Source organism: Gottfriedia acidiceleris, assembly GCF_036421055.1.
GTDB classification, from domain to species: Bacteria; Bacillota; Bacilli; order Bacillales; family Bacillaceae_G; genus Gottfriedia; species Gottfriedia acidiceleris_C.
The window spans coordinates 366,331-385,972 of the sequence record NZ_JAZGQS010000003.1; the positions used below are offsets into that span (position 1 = coordinate 366,331).

A 19,642-nucleotide genomic window follows, 5' to 3' on the forward strand; every position below is an offset into this window, starting at 1 on the left:
CTATTGGGTATTATTTAATGTGCACTGAAGCCAGTCCACTAATGACGGAATGGCTTTTTTTAGTAATTTATTAATTTTTAAACAGAACCAATTAAAAAGAAAATATCTTGCGTCAAAATCTATATAGAAAACTTATTTACATATACAAATATATGTCAAATTATTCTGCATTAAAAGAATTTTTTCACTTTTAAAATATTAGTAAAATTTTACACTATCTATTTTATTTAAAAAGAGACCCTTTTTGATAGTACTCTTTCATCATTTTTTCCGGGACCATACTACCACCTGTAGCCCAAATGACATGGGTACTTTTTTCCATTTTTTGCATTAAATTATTTTTTACTAAATATTCTTTTCCTTCTTTAAATAATTTAATTGGACCAATCATACCAGCTAGTGCTGACGGTTCTAAATAAAGGTCCTCAGTATCAACTAACTCTTTTAACATGGAATATAGCTTTTCATCACTTATTGTATAGCTACCGCTTAAAAATGGCTCCATGATTTTCCCTACAAATCCAGATGGTCTTCCTACAGCTAGGCCATCTGCATCCGTTTTATTATCAATGCCAAAATCTTGTACAGAAACTTGATCGTGGAGTCCTGTCATTAATCCAATCAACATACAAGGAGAATGAGTTGGTTCGGCAAAAAAGAAATGAACATTATCTTTGAATAATAGTTTCAGACCAAATGCGACACCACCAGGTCCTCCTCCAACTCCGCAAGGTAAATAAACAAATAATGGATGATTTTCATCAATTGTAATGTCTAATTCTGCAAATTGCTTTTTTAAACGTGAAGCAGCTACTGCATATCCTAAAAATAAATCATTTGAATTTTCATCGTCTACAAAATAACAATTAGGATCTGCTTCTGCTTGAATTCTACCTTCTTCTACTGCCTTACTATAATCCGCCTCGTACTCAATAACATTTACATTTTTACTTCTAAGTAAATCTTTTTTCCATTGCTTTGCATCCGCTGACATATGTACGGTTACTTTAAAACCTAACTTTGCACTAATAATACCAATGCTCATACCTAAATTTCCAGTGGACCCTACAGCAATTGAGTAGTTGGAGAAAAAATCTCTAAATATATCACTATCTATTTTTGAGTAATCATCTTCAATCGTTAATAGCTGATACTTTATAGCTAGGCTTTCGGCATGTTTTAATATTTCATAAATGCCACCTCTTGCTTTAATTGATCCTGATATTGGTAAATGACTATCGCATTTTAAAAATAATTCTCCTAAAATAGTCTGTTGGAAATTTTTCTCTAAAGATTGTTTCATAGAAGGAATTTGTACTAAAGGAGACTCTATAATGCCATTTGTATCTTTTGTTTCTGGAAAAACCTTTGATATATAGGGTGCAAACCTTTTTAATCGTTCATCTGCGTCGTTTACATCATCTTGAGTAAGTGGTGACATTTTCATTGCTTTTTGAAACGTCTCAACATTCGGGTTCAACCAAAGGTATTCCTCAAAGTTCATTAGTTTTTTTAGGATTGGATATTTTTCTATATTTGCCTGTATGTCAATTCTTTCCATCTATATTCCTCCTAGACTTAAACAGTTTATATCTAGTTTATCAGATATTATCACTAGAATAGCTAGCTTAGTTTGTTAATCTTTTGTAAATTCCCATCAAAAGAGATTGGTTTAAATTTTGATTCAAACTATACTATTTCTATGTCAGTTGTTGGAGGGAAATATGAATCCTAATCAAAAAAATAATAAGTTATCACTTTTGATAGAAATACTGATTGTTTCTACTAAACTGGGCTTAACTTCTTTTGGTGGACCAATTGCTCATTTAGGTTATTTTCGTGAAGAATATGTAAGAAGGAAAAAGTGGATTGACGATCAAAACTATGCTGATTTAGTAGCTTTGTCACAATTCTTACCTGGACCAGCAAGTAGCCAAGTTGGCATGGGAATTGGTGTAATCCGTGCAGGGGTCCTAGGTGGTATTGTTTCATTTATTGGATTTACATTACCTTCAGTCATCTCACTTATATTATTTGCGTTATTATTACAGGACATGAATATTAAAAATTCAGGGTGGATCCATGGTTTAAAACTGGTTGCGGTACCGATTGTAGCTCAAGCTATTTTAGGTATGGTAAAGAACTTAACTCCTGATATAAAAAGGAAAGCTCTAGCATTATTTGCAATGATAGCCACATTAATATGGCAAACTACATTTACTCAAATAGCCGTCATTTTGATTTCTTCAATTGCAGGTTATTTACTATACCAAGATAATGAAAACAGTGATGAAACTACACTCACTACGAATATTTCAAAAAAGTTTTCCGTAATTTGTTTAGCTATATTTTTTATTTTATTAGCTTTATTACCTTTAATTAATTCTTTTACATCATCTAAATGGATCTCCATATTTGATAGTTTCTATAGGGCAGGTTCAATGGTATTTGGTGGAGGCCATGTAGTTCTTCCTTTACTAGAACGGGAGTTTGTTCCTACTGGGTGGATAAACAAAGAAACCTTTTTGGCGGGGTATGGCCTCGCGCAAGCTGTACCCGGGCCATTATTTACATTTGCAGCTTATTTAGGAACTGTTATGTTCGGATGGCAAGGTGGGTTGATTGCAACGATAGCCATTTTCTTACCTGCATTCCTACTTATTTTAGGTACTCTCCCATTTTGGTCAAGTATGCGTCGTAATTCGAAATTAAGAAGAGCTTTATTAGGCGTAAATACTGCAGTAGTTGGGATTTTAATTTCAGCCTTTTGTAATCCAATATGGATTAGTTCTGTATTTTCGATTTTTGACTTTCTAATCGTAGTGATCTTATTTAGTATGTTAGTGTTTATAAAATTGCCACCTTGGAGCATAGTACTTGCAGGAGCTATTGGAGGTGAAATTTTATCTATTCTAAGTTAACTAAAATAAGTTGATTTACAGCAAAATTGTTACTTTTACACTAAACTTTTCATTTAAGGACATTAATTAACATAGACTGGCCTATCCGTATATTGGATTGGCCAGCCTGTTTCTCTACTTTAAAGGGATACTATCAATGATAGTATTATAGATCTTACTTTTTCTCTGTAGTTAAAGGTTCTACTTCTTCTCCCGTTTTCAAATCAATAACTTTTGTTGGATGTTTTGGTACTGGAATCGTTTTGTTTTTAGGTGGTTGTTCTTTCTTTTCTACCCATTTTTCTAGTAATTCAAATGATTGAAAAACATATGGGAGAAGTGGTTGTAATTCTTTCTTTTGATCAGTTGCTGTATTCCAAACTAGACTGTCTACATGATTGGCTTTTTCTATTGTATAAAGACGATGATATTTCCCTTTCCCTGCTTCCTTAACTAATTGATCATATGGTTGGGCATGAACAGTAGGGAAAATAAGTGAATCTAGTGAACCTGTTAAACTAATTAATGGTACATCGATATCTCCAGTGTTTTGAATTTTCTTTATGTTGTTCTTAACCGATGACGGACGTTTGTTATAATCGTACTCTTTAAAAATCGAGTCATATTGGCGATCCCTAACGCCATTAATAAAATTCAAGTAGTTTTGCCACGGGATATGATTCGGTGCATTTGGATCAAACTCATCGCGATAAATGTTTAATGAAATAAACCAATAAACTTGGTCATGATAATTCCATAATTGTTCGGACCCTTTTGGTAAGCCAGCCTTATACATTTCTTGAATTGCTTTCTCTTTTTCGGTTCCTTCTCCATAAATTGCTTTTTCAGCATTATTTACAACTGGTGTAAGTGAGCTAATTAAATTCGGATAATTTGCTCTCCATAATACACCTTCCCAATCAATTCCTCCATCATATAAGGCCGGTTCTCCAGTTTTCATCTTGTCATCATTTTCAAGTGCGTAACGGACAACATATCCTCCATTTGATATTCCCATTGCATACGTTGGAATTTTATGATCTTTTTTGACTAATTTACTTGCTGGATTACCTTTATCATTTTTATGAATTAGTTGAGCTGCATGATTTTCGATTAAATAACTTTGAGCTGCCTTCGTCAATTCTCGAAAACGTTTATTCCATTCTGCAACACTATCTTCTTCATCCGCTAATGCATTTTTAGATTTTGCAAACGGATCTGATGGATCTACTTCTCCTTGAGTTCCTTTGTCTGAAGCTGCGAATGCATATCCTTTTGCGAGAACATAATCACTAAATAATAAGTCAGTCGCTGTTTCACTTCTTGTCGCTGGGATGCCTGCTACTACTAATTTCCCATTCCAATTTTCGGGAACACGGATGACAAACTTTGAATCTTCGAACATTCCATTAATTTGAGTACCCTTAATTTCAGCTGGTTTATACATCTTATACCAGCCAGTCCCAGAATCCTTATTTCCCCAGTTATATGGAGCTAGACCAAGATTTCCAAACTCAGTAGCAGCACTGTATTGGATCGGATTTTTGGTAGTAAGCCAGTTTCCATTTACACCATCAAATACAGTAACTTTTACATCATGTGCACCTGGAATAATTGAAGCTGCAATTGCTTCTGAATGCATACTCTCTTTCAAAAAACTTACAGAAGGACTAGTAAATGTTAGTACGGAAATAGCCCCTAATGCCATTAGTTTCTTTTTCACTCAATCAACCTCCTTAAAAAACTTTTCCTACTTTTTTTACTTTTCTATTTCAACTTTAAATTACCTTCATCATAAAGATTATGTTCAATAATTTGAGCCAATCTGACCGTATAAAATGAAATAAGTAAAATACAATATGACTAGAAACAATCATTAATGAAATGTAAAGGGGACAAAAGTCTACAAAATGTTAACTTCACTAAATTTAAATTTATATTTTAAAAATAAATTCTATAAACAAAAAAGGAGCCGAATGAAACGGCTCCCTACTTACGTTTTATATCATTTAGTTATCTGACTCTATTATTTTAAAAGTACAGCAATATTTCGTGCAGTTCTTTCAATATTTTCAAATGCGTTTTTCATAACATCTTCAATTGGTAAGATTGCAGGAATCGTAGGGAAAATAGCATCAATTCCGTGGTTATACAATTCCTCTATCCCATCACCCATACTACCACAAATTGCAATTACTTTCGCATTAGATGGGGCACACGCAGCCGCTCCAACAGGGGCTTTACCATAAATTGTTTGTCCATCCATTCTTCCTTCTCCTACAATTACAATGTCAGCATCCTTACATACGTCTTTAACATTTAATTGTTCAAGAACCAGTTCAATCCCTTTTTTAATTGAAGCATTTGCGAATAGCATTAAGCCTGCACCCATGCCCCCACCCGCTCCACTTCCGGGGATCTCTGAGACGGATTTATTTAGATAATGCTCAGTAATCTGATAGAAACTTCTCATAGCTTCATCCATTGTAGCTAATTGATCCACAGAAAGTCCTTTCTGTGGTCCAAATATATATGTTGCTCCATTTCTACCAATTAATGGATTCACAACATCTGCTGCAATAGTGATTTTCACTTTATCTAATAGTGGTGACTTGTTTTCATCACACATAGTAGCTACTTTTAGCAATGCCTTACCATTGCATTCAATTTCCCTACCATTTTGATCGAAGAATTGGTAACCTAGCGCTTGAGCCATCCCAATCCCACCATCATTTGTTGAGCTACCTCCAACACCAACAATAAGCTCAGAAGCTCCACGCTCAATAGCATAAAGAATTAATTCCCCAACACCAAAGGAAGTAGTTTGCAGGGGATCACGTTTTTCAAGCGGTACAAGATGCAAACCACAGGCTTCAGCCATTTCTATAAAAGCCGTTTTATGATCCTTTGAAAATGCAATTTTAGCCTGAACAGTTTCACTAAGCGGGCCTGTTACATTAATGGTTTCAACTTCTCCACCATTTGATGCGATTAAAGCTTGAACAGTCCCCTCCCCTCCGTCGGCCAATGGGAATAAATGATAATCTGCATCAGGAAATACGGAATGGAAGCCTTTATGAATGGCATTAGCTACATTCATTGCATCTAAGCTTTCTTTAAAGGAATCAGGTAAGATTACTACTTTCATTTTCTTCCTCCTTAAAGTGATGCAATAATTTGATTAGTTATTGAAATTCTAATCTTGATTTTTAATTTATTCAAGAAAATATCTCTTCTTGTTTTCCAACCAACTCAATCTCAAACCCTAAATCTTCTAGCATTGCATGGTCACTATTTGTCTCCTGACCTTCCGTAGTCAAATAATCACCTATAAAAATGCTATTTGCAGCATAAAGTCCAAGTGGTTGTAAACTACGCAGATTTACTTCTCGTCCTCCAGAAATTCGAATTTCTTTCGAAGGATTAATAAAGCGGAATAATGCTAATACTTTTAAACAATAACGTGGATTTAATTCGTTTACTCCTTCTAGTTTTGTTCCATTAATTGCATGTAAAAAGTTTATCGGAATGGAATCTGCATCCAATTTATGTAATGACCTAGCGATCGAAATAACATCATATTTTGTTTCCTTCATCCCAATAATGGCTCCCGAACACGGAGATATACCTGATTGTTTAACTTTCTCAACCGTATCGATTCGATCCTGATATGTATGAGTTGTCGTAATATAATTATGGTGCTCAGCTGATGTATTTAAATTGTGATTATATCGATCAACACCTGCTTTTTTAAGCTCATTTGCTTGGTTATCTTTAATAAGCCCCAAGCAAGCACATACTTTTAAACCATATAATTCTTTAATTTCCTTAACCGCATCAGTTACTACATTTACATCTCGATTCGTTGGTCCGCGCCCACTTGCAACAATGCAATATGTGCCTGCTTTTAATTCAAAGGCACGCTTTGCTCCATCAAGAATTTCTTCTTTAGATAGAAAAGGATATTTCTCAATCGGTGCACTAGAAATTGAAGACTGTGAACAATAACCGCAATCCTCAGGACAATAACCACTTTTAGCGTTAATAATCATATTCAGTTTAACTTTTTTTCCATAATAATGTTTCCTAATGATAAATGCACCTTGTAAAAGTGAAAGTAATTCATCATCTTCACATGACAAAATGCTTAAAGCTTCCTCATCTGAAATTACTTTACCTAAAATAACCTCTTGCGCTAATTTAGTCCAATTCATATGATCACTCACCATTTCATTGATTTTTTGTTAATAATTCCTGGAATTCTAAAATAGATGTTTCTGTAAACGAATCCATCTGCTCTGGTATAATGCCAAGAATGTTATGACCTGTTAATTTTTCTAGCATAACTAAATTATCTTTTTCCATTTCACCCATAACGGATGGTACTTTATTAATTAATAATCCCATTAGCTTAATTTGGTGTGATTTTAAATATTCAGTTGTTAATACTGTATGATTAATTGTTCCTAGCTTTAAGGATGTAACAAGGATAACTGGTATGTTTAATCGTTTTATTAAATCAATCGTTCCAAAATTTTCTTTTAGTGGAACCGCAACACCACCTGCTCCTTCAACAAAAACAACATCATGCTTATTTTCTAATTGCTTATATTTTTCTAAAATAACTTGTTCATCGATATAAATATCTTCTAGTTTACTAGCCAAATGTGGTGAGACCGGTGTTTTCATTGTATATGTACCGTAGTAATCATGCTCTTCTGTTAGTTCTAATTTCTCTTTATAAAAGGCTGTATCTTCCCCTATAAGTCTATTGTTAATATTAACAACTCCACTTTGTATTGGTTTATAAGGAATTGCATCAATTCCTTTTTTCTGCAAGCAATCCACCATTTGGGCAGTAACATAGGTTTTTCCAATATTTGTATCGATACCAGTTACAAAATATCCTTTTCCCATCTTAAGCAGCCACCTTTTTTTCATTTTCTCTAGCTCTTGCAAAATGAGAATGTAGGCGTACCGCCAATACTCCTCCAAAAACAGCTAGTAACAAATCTTGTCCAATACTATATACGAGTCCCATCATTAGCACCTTTTCTAATGATACGGGACTATCTAACCAAGTATTTAAAGAAATATATACATATGTAATGCCTAAGATATAAACAATCATTAATCCTATTACATTAGCAAAAATAAAATTCTTAAGTTTTGGTTCCCTCGTTTTTTCAACGATCAAGCCAATTACAAACGCGGCAATGATGAAACCGATTAAATAGCCAAATGTTGGTTTTAAAATATATTCAGGTCCGCCACCAGAAGCAAATACTGGTATTCCGATTAATCCAATCCCAACATACAGTAGCTGACTCATCATCCCTTTTTTACTTCCTAATAGATTGCCGGCTAAAAATACAAAAAGTATTTGAAGGGTAAAAGGAATCACTGGTAAAGGAATCTTTATAAAGGCTCCAATCGATGTTAGTGAGGCAAATAACGATATTACTGTTAATGATAATGTTCTATTTTGCATTGTATCCCCCCTATTAGTTTATGAGTCTGCCAAATTAACAAAATTTGACAAACTCACAAAATTAAATTAACATGCAATTGAAATATATGTCAACCGAATTTAAGTATTAGGTTAACATATGAAACAGGGGGGGAACATATATGAATCATGAACTCTATCAAGATTTATCTAAAAAAAATAAACAATATCTTTGGCACCCTTTTACTCAAATGAAGGATTATCTAAACGAAGATCCGCTAATTATTTCACATGGTAAAGATCGAAAACTATATGATGTATTAGGCAATGAATATTACGATGGTGTATCCTCTATTTGGTTAAATGTCCACGGCCATAATATTCAAGAATTAAATGAAGCGGTTAATGAGCAATTAGAGAAAGTTGCCCATTCAACACTTTTAGGCATGGCGAATATACCTGCAATTCTTTTAGCAGAGAAGCTAGTTGAAATCTCTCCTAACGGCTTAGAAAAAGTCTTTTATTCAGACTCAGGTGCTACTTCTGTAGAAATCGCGATTAAAATGGCCTATCAATATTGGAGAAACATAGGTAAATCTGATAAGAATACTTTTGTTACGATGAAGGAAGCTTATCATGGAGATACAATTGGGGCAGTGTCAGTAGGTGCAATTGATTTATACCATCAAGCATATAATGAGTTACTATTTCCAAGTATAAAGGTCTCCTACCCACATCTTTATCGTTCAAAGTATGTGGGTAATGAGGAAGAAATTAAAAATGCCTATTTAAGAGAAGTTGAAAATTTATTTATCGAAAAAAGTAATTCCATTGCGGCATTAATTATTGAACCAATTGTTCAAGGAGCTAGTGGTATTATTGTCATGCCAAAAGGGTATTTAAAAGCAATACAGGAATTATGTATAAAGTATGATGTATTGTTAATTGCTGATGAAGTTGCAACAGGATTTGGGCGAACTGGTAAAATGTTTGCGTGTGAACTAGAAGGGGTTACACCAGATATTTTAACCTGTGGAAAAGGGTTAACCGGTGGCTATTTACCGGTTGCAGCAACATTAACAACGAACAGAATTTACGAAGCATTTTTAGGATCATACGAAGAACAAAAAACTTTCTTTCATGGTCATAGCTATACTGGTAATCCCCTTGGATGCGCTGTTGCAATAGCGAATCTAGATTTATTTAATAAAACGAAATTACTACAACATGTCGAAACAACTTCATCATATGTCCAAGAGAAACTGAAGCAATTTAATGAACTAAAACATGTTGGAGATATACGTCAAAGTGGCTTAATGGTTGGAATTGAACTAGTAAAATCAAAGGAAACTAAAGAAGCTTTCCATTGGAATGAACGAATCGGAGTGCAAGTAACGAAAAGGGCAAAAGAGCTTGGACTACTCACACGTCCTCTTGGGAATGTTATTGTATTTATGCCACCATTAGCATCAAAGGAATCGGAGCTTGATGAAATGTTAGATATTCTTTATCGTGCTATTTCTGATATTACAGAAATGTAGACTAGTCACTTGAGTTAATAAAACCAACGTATTTAACTCGTTGTTAAATTTATAAATCCTTTAAAGGTTGAGTTAGAATGGCTTAATCATCATTAATCTTCCATAAAAAACAGAAAAACTTTTCATGTTAGTTTTTCTGTTTTTTATACTAATAGTCTATTTAGTTTTTTAAGTAACTTCTTTAATTCTCTTCAACACTCTCATTAACAATAAAGCAGTAATTAATGCGATCACCCCATTAATATAAAATGAAGTAGTAGCTCCAAATTGTTGCCATAACCATCCTGTTAGCAACGAAGCTGGAAAAAACCCAATTCCGGAAACCATCGCATAAAAACCGAGTGCCGTTCCCTTACGATCAGGGTTCACTAGTTCTACGACTAGTGCTTTTTCAACTCCTTTTGTTAATGCTGAATAAAGTCCGTATAAAATAAATAGAATGACTAAACCAGTGGCTGAGTGAACATCTGCAAAACCGATATAAACGATTCCATATAAAGCATATCCAGCCGTCAGTATTCCTCTGCGTCCATATTTATCGGAAAATGCACCTGAAATATAAGAAAAAGAAGAAGCTGTTAAGTGAAATAATAAGTACATCATTAATACACTTTGATTCGAGAATCCAAGATTTGCTACTCTTAATAACAAAAAAGAATTGGATGAATTTACAATTGTAAACAATAGTACAATTAATAACAGTTTCTTTATATTGGAATCTAAAAGCTCCCATTTAAAATCTAACTTTCTTGATGACTTATTTAATTGGCCAATTGGTTTTTTTATCGTTTCCTTTAGGCTAAATAATATAATCCAACCAATTGTGATTGGAACCAATGAATATAAAAACACCTCATTAATGTTTTTATTTCCTACCAAATACAAAATAACAATGGCTGTTCCTATTCCTAAAGCAGCTCCTAACATATCCATCATCTGATGAATACCGAAAACTCTACCTTGCTTATTTTTCCCACCAGATTCTGATATCAAAGCATCTCTTGGAGCTGTTCGTATTCCTTTTCCCGTTCGATCAACTAGCTTCCAAATGAAAACTCCTATCCATGAACTTGAAAAAATCAATACAAGCCTTCCTAACCCTGATAATCCATATCCGAAAATCGCCAACTTTTTTCTGTTCTTCAGTCGATCTGAACGCTTACCAGAATATAACTTTAATACACTAGCTAGACTTTCGGATAAGCCGTCAATGAGACCGATTATGAAAGGACCTGAGGCTGAAAGAATAATAGGGATTAACGGCGTTACCATGTAAGTACCCATGTCTGTAAAAAAGCTGACCAGACTTAATATCCATATGTTCTTACCTCTCATAATCCATTACCTCCTTAAATCGTAATAAAAGAAGATTACAGTCATTCGACTTGCTTTTTTAACAATTTTTCCTCACGTATATTCTCTTTCAACAGCGAGACAAATCGAAACAACTCCAGTGAGAATATGATTCCACTTAACCAAACTGAGCTGAATACAAACCCAGCAGCAATGTCACTAGGCAATAAGTGGTGCAAATAGACGCTGCTTATAGAAAATAATAAAACAACAAAAATAAAGCAGATGAACATTACGATATTAAGTAAATAAGCTTTGTTATGTCGAATTAACATAATAATGAAGTAACCTAATACTGTCAAAATCAACATAGATTTTTCATTTGGAAAGTTATTACTTACATTACTACCTAACATAAAGTTGAAGATCCAAGGAATCCCAACGGAAAGTATAACAATTCCAGCTAAACTAGCGATAAAAAAGAGCAATTCTAGCCATTTATTTTTGTTGTTTATTAATATGACAAGTATGGTAGCAAGCGAGACTGCCACCAAAACCTTCCATGTCGATAAGGAATAAATAAAGTTCATACTCCCATGCCAATTTTGATTAAATAAATTAAAAACAATGGTCTTGAATACAGAATTGAATTTATTAAATTCATTACTAATTTTGTCCTGGATTAATCCGATCATTAAGATAAAGAACGAAACGAAAAAAATTAAACATGTTAGGATAATCAACTTTAATTTCATGAAACTTTTAAATCTCTTGAAACTTGATTCAAAAATTAATAATAATGACTCTTTAATTATTTCTTTATTTGCTTTAACAACAAAGAAAGTGAGTACTATAAAACCTAATAATATACTACCTAATACTAACCACTTTTTAATTTCTACTTGATAGATATCCCATTTTGGTCCCATGATCTGACCTAACCATATAAAGGTTCCAATCCAAAGAAATACACCAATATAGGAAAAGATAGCAAAGGATCGATAGGGTAATTTAATGATTCCAGATATGATGCTTGCGAAATGTCTAATTCCAGGAATAAAGAACGATACTAATAATAATACCTTCCCATATTTTTCATACCATTTTGACATCTTCTCGATCTTTTCAGGACCCATATGGATATAGTGTCCAAATTTGCGAAAAAACGGCGTACCAAGTTTATATCCTAGCCAATAGGAGATGGTTATCCCAACAATTCCTCCAAGCCAGGCAGACATAATGGATAATACAATATTCATTTTTCCATGAAAACATAAAACACCTACATAACTCATCAATGCTTCATTCGGTATAGGAACTATAATCAATTCCAACATTAATGATAAAAATAGGATAATATAGCCATATTCATTTAATAAATGGATGATTTCGTTCATATTAAAACCTCAATTTTCAATACTCTGTACTGATTATTTTCTATTTCTCTTAATCTCATCTAGCGGAAATACTACCTCTACTTCTGTTCCTACATTTTCAACACTTTTTAGATTAATCTTCCCATTATGCAAGCTAATTATATTTTTAGCTATTGAAAGTCCAAGTCCAGTGCCACCACTAGTTTCACGGCTACGCGCTTTATCAACTCGATAAAAACGTTCGAATATATTTTCTAATTCTTCCTCTCGAATCCCAATCCCATAATCTTTTATTGAAAGAATAGCTACTTCACTACTACAACTAATGTTTATCTCAATTTTATCTGAACTGTACTTTATTGCATTATCTAAGAAGATAATAATAACTTGTTTAATTTTAAGTTCATTTCCTTTAATAAATATTTTCTGTTTTTGAGCGTGTAACGTAATTTCTCGTTTATACACATTTTGGAGCTGTACTAAAGTCGAATGACACAAAGCAACTAGTTCGACTGAATTCATTTCAATACTCTTTAAATTCTCGGATTCGGCTAAAGCTAATAAAGTTTTTGTTAAATCTTGCATACGGTTCGCTTCGGAATAAATCGTCTCAATTGCTTCCGCCGCCATTTCCTCATTTTTAAAACCACGTCTTCTTAATAAGTTAGCAAAGCTACTTATAACCGTAATAGGAGTCTTCAACTCGTGAGATGCATCTGATACAAACTGCTTCTGTTTTTCGATGCTGTCTTGTAGCCTGTTAATCATCCGATTAAATGTGCTTGCCATTTTGTGTAATTCATCTTTCGTTTCATTTTTTATTAAAATCCTTTTTGGAACTCCACTTTTCTCAATATCTTCCATCGTAGTAATCATGGATGTAATTGGATTCATTATGATACGGGTTAGCCATCTACCAGCCATCATTGATAAAATAGCAGAAATAGCAGTAACGATTGCCATTATTGTTAATAGCATATCCTTTCGCCCTTCAAGTCCAACTAGCAACTCTCCAATTTCTAAGGTTCCAATTACTTTTTGGTTCTGTAAAATTGGTACTCGTACGACTATATTTTGATGCTCACTAAATGGAATTAGTCTCGTTTCTTCTTTTCTTGTGAACTTAGGCTTAATGCGATTCAATAGTTTATCATTACTAATTTCTGTCACAATTTTTGAGTTTGGATTAATGATTCGAATATAAGAATGATTAGACATAAATGGATATAATGCCTCTTCATTCATCTGCAATGTTATCGGAATATCCTGTTTTTTTAAGATTTCATGAGCCTTTTGACTCACAACATGTTCTTCCATATTTACAGTCGTTTTCATAAACAAATAAAAAACTAACCCGTTAATTAAAACTAGAATGATTAAGATCCATGAAGTAATTAGCAAATTGATTTTAGTCGTTATTTTCATCTTAACCCTTCCTCATTGTGTACCCCACACCTCGTATAGTTCGAATTAAAGGGACGTCAAAGTCCTCTTCAATTTTCTTTCTTAAATGTCTAATGTACACATCAACAACATTTGTTTCCCCTTCATACTCATAACCCCAAACGGTTGTTATGATGCCTTCTCTTGTCACAATTTTATTTTGATTTGTTAATAAGTAAACTAATAAATCATACTCTTTTGGTGTTAATGAAATGACTTTATCATTCCTCTTTACTTCCCTAGCTTCTAAATTCACAACTAAATCCTCAATTGCTAAAGTGGGATTTTCGTCTTCGCTTTTTTTAAATTCCTGAACTAGATTACTTGATCGTAGACACGAACGTATTCTTGCTAAAACTTCTTCAATTTCAAATGGTTTCGTAATATAATCATTTGCACCATAATCAAGTCCGATAATTTTATCATGTGTAGCATCTCGAGCTGTTAATAAAATTACGGGCACAAATTGATTTGTTTTTCTTATTCTTCTTAAAACTTCTATTCCACTCAATTCAGGTAACATAACATCTAATAAAATTAGATCGACATTATTGCTTAAAGCCGACTCTAAACCAGCTTTTCCATTATGTTCGACTAATACATCATAACCCTCAAATTCTATTTCTAATTTTAAAACTCGAGCAATATTCACTTCATCCTCGATAATTAAAATTTTCTTCATTTAACTCACCTATTCCTATTAATAGTTTTAGTGTGTGGACTCTATCTATTTTGATTTATTTGCAATCTGAGAAGTAGCTTGTATACATGCCATTATAGAACTTTTGATTCGTATTTTTTTCATTTTAATCTAATTTTAATTGATTATTCATTAAAGTTTCAGTTAGGAATTTTACAATGACATGGAGTTGATTTATAAAATAATTTTCAATTTAAAATAAAAATCTTAGGAGGTACAAGATGAAAAAATTTATAGAAGGGACCATGCAAAGAGCAATTTTAATGATTGTTTGTGTCGTTATGATTGTATCTTGGGGTGCTATTTCAGCTTACCAAATGCAACGCGATTATTTACCTGGTATAAACAATTCAACTCTTACTGTAAGCATGCGTCTACCTATGTACCAGGCCGATCAAGTAAAACAAAATATTACGAATAGTCTTGAAAGTGCCTTAAGAACAACAGAAGGTTTACAAGATATTGAAACTAGCTCCTATGATGGTGGAGTTTTTATGAGTCTGTATTTTCCAATGAATACAGATATGAAGCAAGCCGAAATTGATGTAAATAAAGCTTTAGAAAATGCGGACATTCCCCCGACAATTACATCTAAACCTTTAGTTACAAGACTTACAACTAGTTCATTCCCAATCCTAACTTACAGTTTGACTAGTGATAAATTAGATGATAATACTTTAAAATCAGTAACTCAAATGGATATTGTGCAACACCTTAAAACAGTACCAGGCGTATCCGATGTTTCAGTGTTCGGTGGTGCAAAAGACGGATACGTACTAACTGTTAGAACGAAAGACCTAGCAAAAAATAAACTTACTTTAGATGACTTAAATAAAGCCTTAGCAGTGTCAATGCCAGCTTTCCCTGAAGGTTCTATCTTACAAAATCAATTGTCTATTCCAGTTAAATTTGATGGATGGAATTTAAGTGAGAAACAATTAAATGATGTAAAAATCAAAAATTCAGATGGTGATCAAATTCCACTTTCAGCATTTGCAACTGTTACTCACGCCCTAAATGATGTAAAAACGATTGCAAGAACAGATGGTAAAACAAGTGTTCAATTAAATGTTATTAAAACTCAAAGTGCAAACATTACCGACGTAGCAAAAAATGTGAAGGAAAGAATTCAAAGCTTACAACAAGTAAAAGACGGTTCTGTTAAATTAACACCTCAATTAGATCGTGAAAAAGAATTAAATGATTCATTAAACGGTTTAATTCGTGAAGGTTTACTTGGATGTCTTTTCTCGATGATTTGCGTATTTTTCTTCTTCCGCAATGTCAAATCAACATTAGTCATTGCAATTTCATTACCAATTTCTTTATTAGCAACAACAGCAATCCTAAAATCAATGGGGATTACACTTAATATTTTAACCGTTTCAGGTTTAATTGTTGCAATGGGTCGTATTGTTGATGATTCAATCGTTATCCTTGATAATATGTACCGTAAAAGAGAACAAAATCCTGATAAATCATTGCTATATTCATTAAGTTCAGCAGTTTATGAAATGACACCTGCGATTTTAGCATCAACACTTACAACAATTGCTGTTTATATTCCAATTGCCTTTGTAGGTGGAGCTATTAGTGCTTCATATAGCGGATTTGCATGGTCTGTTGTTATCTCTTTAATTATATCGTTCTTTGTAGCAATTCTTGTTATTCCAGCACTAGCTTTAATGGGTTGGAAAAATAATACAAAGAAAACAAAAGCTGTTTCTTTAGAACCAATGATGAAACCGATCTTAGTATCATCATTAAAAAAGAAAAAACTTACAATTTTCATTTCAGCTTTATTATTTATTTTCGCAGTAGCATTTGGTTCGTTTTTACCAGTCTCATTCTTACCAAGTGCTAAAACAGGTCAAGTGGCAATTAAACTTGAATTACCTCAAGGAAGTACATTAATGCAGGTAGATTCTGAGGTTCAAAAGGTAGAAAATAAATTAAAAGAAAATCCAAAAGTAAAATCTTATCTATCTAATTTCGGATCAACTAATACGCCACAAAGTGATGATGTATTTGACCAAGGCGGTGGTTTCCTACAAAAACCTAACGTAGCTAACATTTCTGTTGCTTTAAAGAACGAAAAAGACTCAGACCAAGTCATTAAAGAGCTTGGAAAACAACTGCCACAATTATCTAAAAATGTTGCTTATACTGTTTCAAGTCAAAGTATTGCTGGTGATGACTCTTTATTAAAGGTCATATTTACTGGCTCTGATCAAACTACTCTAGACAAGATTGCAGATCAAATGAGATCAAAACTTGTTAAAATTGATGGATTAAGCGTTGATGGAAAAGTAGATTTAACATCTGGTCTTCCAAAATATAAAATTACATTTAACCAACAAGCAATTGAACAAAATGGAATTCAATTAGCAGATGTAATGAAAGTAATTAACCGTTATATGTCACAAGGTAAAGATGCTACATTTGTAGTTGACCATATAAGTCTGCCAGTTGATATGTATCTTGATCAAATTAGTAGTGGAAATACTCAAGTTCAATTAAATGCATCGCCAGAAGATGTAATCAATTCGCTTAAAAATGAAACTTTCCAAACAAACAGTAATAAAACCGTCAAACTAGAACAAATTGCATCTATTACGAAAGATAATACTCCTTCAACGATTAATGAACGCAATGGAGAACCTTACTCAATCGTTACAGGTCAAATCACTTCAAATGACATTAGTAAAGTTTCAAAACAAGTTGATGACGTAATTAGTAAACAAGCTCTTCCTAAAGGAGTAAGTTACTCAATGGGAGGTATTACTCAACAAGTTAAAGAAATGATTTTTGATATGTCAATTGCCGTAGCCTTCTCTATACTTTTAGTTATGGTCATTACTTCATCATTATTTAAAGGATGGAGAGCTCCAGTTTCGGTATTATTAAGTATCCCACTAGCATTAAGTGGTGTTGTGATTTCTTTAGTAATAGTAGGTGGAGAGTGGAACTTAGCAGCACTAATTGGTGTCTTAATGTTAACTGGAATTGTAGTAACAAATGGTATCGTACTAGTTGATAAGATTGAGCGTAATCGTAAAAACGGTATGAATACTGAAGAAGCCGTTATTTCTGGTAGTCTTTCAAGGATTAGACCAATCTTAATTACAGCAGCAACAACGATTTTAACACTATTACCACTAGCATTTTCACACCAAGCTGATACAGTTATTTCACAGACATTAGGAATTGTTGTAATCGGTGGGATGATCACATCTACTTTAAATAGCTTTTTAGTAATACCAATTATTTATCAATGGTTGCATAAAAAACAATCAAATAAGAAAGTAATTTCAACTGAGGAAGTTAATTCACTATAATTTTTTAAAGGTAACTCTTTGTATTTGAGAGTTACCTTTTCTATTTTAGAAAACATATTTCTTAGACTAAAATCTTTTACAAGTTTTCATCTAAATAAATAAAAAAGTATAGTCAAAAACACTGACAAGCTATCCACATTGAACATATTGATAATAGGTAGAAGCCAATAAATAAGCAATTTCTCGAGATGAATCTAACTCAAACAAAGGCAAAAAAATAGAGTGAAGAAACCTAGTGTTTCTCACTCAATTTTTATTTATTAAAATCGCTTTCCTTTATTATGGAATTACCTTTTATTTCTTCTAATGAATTAAGATAAATCTCAATTTCACTCATTTTTAGTTGTATTTCTTTAATTGAATCCTCTAATATTTTCGTTAAATCATTTTGTACTTGATTAATAACTTCATCATTATATAGACCATCAAATCGGATAATACGTTTAACTTTTAGTTCTTCAAGTGCCATCTTCATTTCGATTTTAGTAACAATCTCTTTCATTAAACGATTGACGTTTTTTTCAAAGTATTTTTCTTTAGCCTGTCCTATTTCTGTAGTTGTAATTTTTTTTTCGAAATTCAATCCATACACACCCTATCATTAAATTATCACATATCAATATATGCGAAATTTTAGAAAGTGGTACAAGTTAAAATTAAAATCTAACCTTTTTATTTCAGTAATTACTCTAGTTACCTTATATGGAAAAAATGTTTCTATAATTTATTTTGTAATATTAAAAATAATTATAATATTACTAAATAATTGATTTACTTTGTTTCCTATTTTAACTACTATCAAATTAGTAAATAAAAGAAAGGTAGATTTGATGATATTCCATATTGATCCGTCGTTATTATTAACTTTAATTATATTTGGATTTTTAGCTGCATTTATTGATTCTGTAGTTGGAGGCGGTGGGCTAATTACTTTACCAGTATTATTATTTACTGGTCTATCTCCAGCTGCAGCCGTTGCAACGAACAAATTAGCTGGGTCAATTGGCTCTTTAACGAGCACAATCATGTTCTATCGTTCTGGAAAGCTTGATTTAAAATCTGTCTATAAGTTATTTTCTCTCACATTTATTGGTTCCATTTTGGGAGCTTGGACAGTTCATTTAATTGACCCTACTGTTCTTAAGCCTCTTATGCTCGTTATGCTTGCGGCAGTTGCTATATATACTATTTTTAAAAAAGATTGGGGAGATAAGACTACCAATAAAAAACTGTCAGTAACTCGTATTATTCTGTTTATGCTTTTAATTTTTGGTATTGGATTCTATGATGGATTCATCGGCCCTGGAACTGGATCATTCCTAATATTTGCTTTTTTAATGATAGGATTTGATTTCTTAAAAGCTGCAGGCAACGCAAAGTTTTTAAATTTTGGTAGTAATATAGCTGCATTATTAATGTTTATGTACTTGGGACAAATTCATTATGTATATGGTTTAGTTATGGGGCTTGCACAAATAGCTGGTGCCATTTGTGGATCAAAATTTGCGATTAAGAAAGGCAGTGGCTATGTACGCATCCTTTTTATTACTGTAACCTTTCTATTGTTAGCAAAAAATACATTTGATTATTTTCATTAAGATA

General features: G+C 32.7%; 15 protein-coding genes. 4 read left to right on the top strand and 11 right to left on the bottom strand.

What is annotated here, in order from left to right; genetic code table 11:
* Positions 1 to 223: 223 nt before the first annotated feature.
* Positions 224 to 1,561: a D-serine ammonia-lyase gene (locus RAH41_RS06630; RefSeq protein ID WP_331221405.1), complete on the bottom strand. Its 1,338-nt coding sequence runs from the start codon at positions 1,559 to 1,561 to the stop codon at positions 224 to 226.
* Between the two features lie 163 nt (positions 1,562 to 1,724).
* Between RAH41_RS06630 and RAH41_RS06635 the strand changes: the two genes are divergently transcribed.
* Positions 1,725 to 2,921, top strand: coding sequence for a chromate transporter (locus RAH41_RS06635; RefSeq protein WP_331221406.1), 1,197 nt, complete (start codon positions 1,725 to 1,727; stop codon positions 2,919 to 2,921).
* A 154-nt stretch (positions 2,922 to 3,075) separates the two neighbouring features.
* Here RAH41_RS06635 and RAH41_RS06640 read toward each other — a convergent pair whose 3' ends face one another.
* The 5 genes from RAH41_RS06640 to RAH41_RS06660 all read right to left on the bottom strand — a co-directional run bounded on the left by RAH41_RS06640 (position 3,076) and on the right by RAH41_RS06660 (position 8,391).
* On the bottom strand, positions 3,076 to 4,623 hold the full coding sequence (locus RAH41_RS06640; protein WP_331221407.1) for an alpha/beta hydrolase: 1,548 nt from the start codon (positions 4,621 to 4,623) through the stop codon (positions 3,076 to 3,078).
* Positions 4,624 to 4,926: 303 nt separating this feature from the next.
* Positions 4,927 to 6,048 (bottom strand): glycerate kinase, encoded by a 1,122-nt coding sequence (locus RAH41_RS06645; RefSeq protein WP_331221408.1) that lies wholly within the window; start codon positions 6,046 to 6,048, stop codon positions 4,927 to 4,929.
* A gap of 70 nt (positions 6,049 to 6,118) precedes the next feature.
* Positions 6,119 to 7,114: a biotin synthase BioB gene (bioB, locus tag RAH41_RS06650; protein ID WP_331221409.1), complete on the bottom strand. Its 996-nt coding sequence runs from the start codon at positions 7,112 to 7,114 to the stop codon at positions 6,119 to 6,121.
* A gap of 16 nt (positions 7,115 to 7,130) precedes the next feature.
* Positions 7,131 to 7,817, bottom strand: a complete 687-nt coding sequence (gene bioD / locus RAH41_RS06655; RefSeq protein ID WP_331221410.1) for a dethiobiotin synthase — start codon at positions 7,815 to 7,817, stop codon at positions 7,131 to 7,133.
* A 1-nt stretch (position 7,818) separates the two neighbouring features.
* Positions 7,819 to 8,391, bottom strand: a complete 573-nt coding sequence (locus RAH41_RS06660; RefSeq protein WP_331221411.1) for a biotin transporter BioY — start codon at positions 8,389 to 8,391, stop codon at positions 7,819 to 7,821.
* A gap of 140 nt (positions 8,392 to 8,531) precedes the next feature.
* Between RAH41_RS06660 and bioA the strand changes: the two genes are divergently transcribed.
* Entirely contained in the window at positions 8,532 to 9,890 is a 1,359-nt protein-coding gene (gene bioA, locus RAH41_RS06665; RefSeq protein WP_331221412.1) for an adenosylmethionine--8-amino-7-oxononanoate transaminase, read from the top strand.
* Positions 9,891 to 10,058: 168 nt separating this feature from the next.
* Here bioA and RAH41_RS06670 read toward each other — a convergent pair whose 3' ends face one another.
* From RAH41_RS06670 to RAH41_RS06685, 4 genes are read right to left on the bottom strand one after another with little or no spacing between them, the layout of a single operon-like run.
* On the bottom strand, positions 10,059 to 11,225 hold the full coding sequence (locus RAH41_RS06670; RefSeq protein ID WP_331221413.1) for an MFS transporter: 1,167 nt from the start codon (positions 11,223 to 11,225) through the stop codon (positions 10,059 to 10,061).
* 41 nt (positions 11,226 to 11,266) lie between these two features.
* Positions 11,267 to 12,580 (bottom strand): VTT domain-containing protein, encoded by a 1,314-nt coding sequence (locus RAH41_RS06675; RefSeq protein ID WP_331221415.1) that lies wholly within the window; start codon positions 12,578 to 12,580, stop codon positions 11,267 to 11,269.
* 33 nt (positions 12,581 to 12,613) lie between these two features.
* Positions 12,614 to 13,984, bottom strand: coding sequence for a sensor histidine kinase (locus RAH41_RS06680; RefSeq protein ID WP_331221417.1), 1,371 nt, complete (start codon positions 13,982 to 13,984; stop codon positions 12,614 to 12,616).
* Between the two features lies 1 nt (position 13,985).
* The gene (locus tag RAH41_RS06685) at positions 13,986 to 14,684 is read right to left on the bottom strand and encodes a response regulator transcription factor (RefSeq protein WP_331221419.1); all 699 of its coding nucleotides are present in this window, start codon (positions 14,682 to 14,684) and stop codon (positions 13,986 to 13,988) included.
* 239 nt (positions 14,685 to 14,923) lie between these two features.
* On the opposite strand from RAH41_RS06685, the gene RAH41_RS06690 reads away from it, so the two are divergent.
* On the top strand, positions 14,924 to 18,040 hold the full coding sequence (locus RAH41_RS06690) for an efflux RND transporter permease subunit (RefSeq protein ID WP_331221421.1): 3,117 nt from the start codon (positions 14,924 to 14,926) through the stop codon (positions 18,038 to 18,040).
* A gap of 253 nt (positions 18,041 to 18,293) precedes the next feature.
* On the opposite strand, the gene RAH41_RS06695 is transcribed toward RAH41_RS06690, so the two are convergent.
* Positions 18,294 to 18,623, bottom strand: a complete 330-nt coding sequence (locus tag RAH41_RS06695) for a hypothetical protein (RefSeq protein ID WP_331221423.1) — start codon at positions 18,621 to 18,623, stop codon at positions 18,294 to 18,296.
* Between the two features lie 247 nt (positions 18,624 to 18,870).
* Here RAH41_RS06695 and RAH41_RS06700 point away from each other — a divergent pair, with 247 nt between their 5' ends.
* Positions 18,871 to 19,638: a TSUP family transporter gene (locus tag RAH41_RS06700; protein WP_331221424.1), complete on the top strand. Its 768-nt coding sequence runs from the start codon at positions 18,871 to 18,873 to the stop codon at positions 19,636 to 19,638.
* The last annotated feature ends 4 nt before the right edge of the window (positions 19,639 to 19,642 follow it).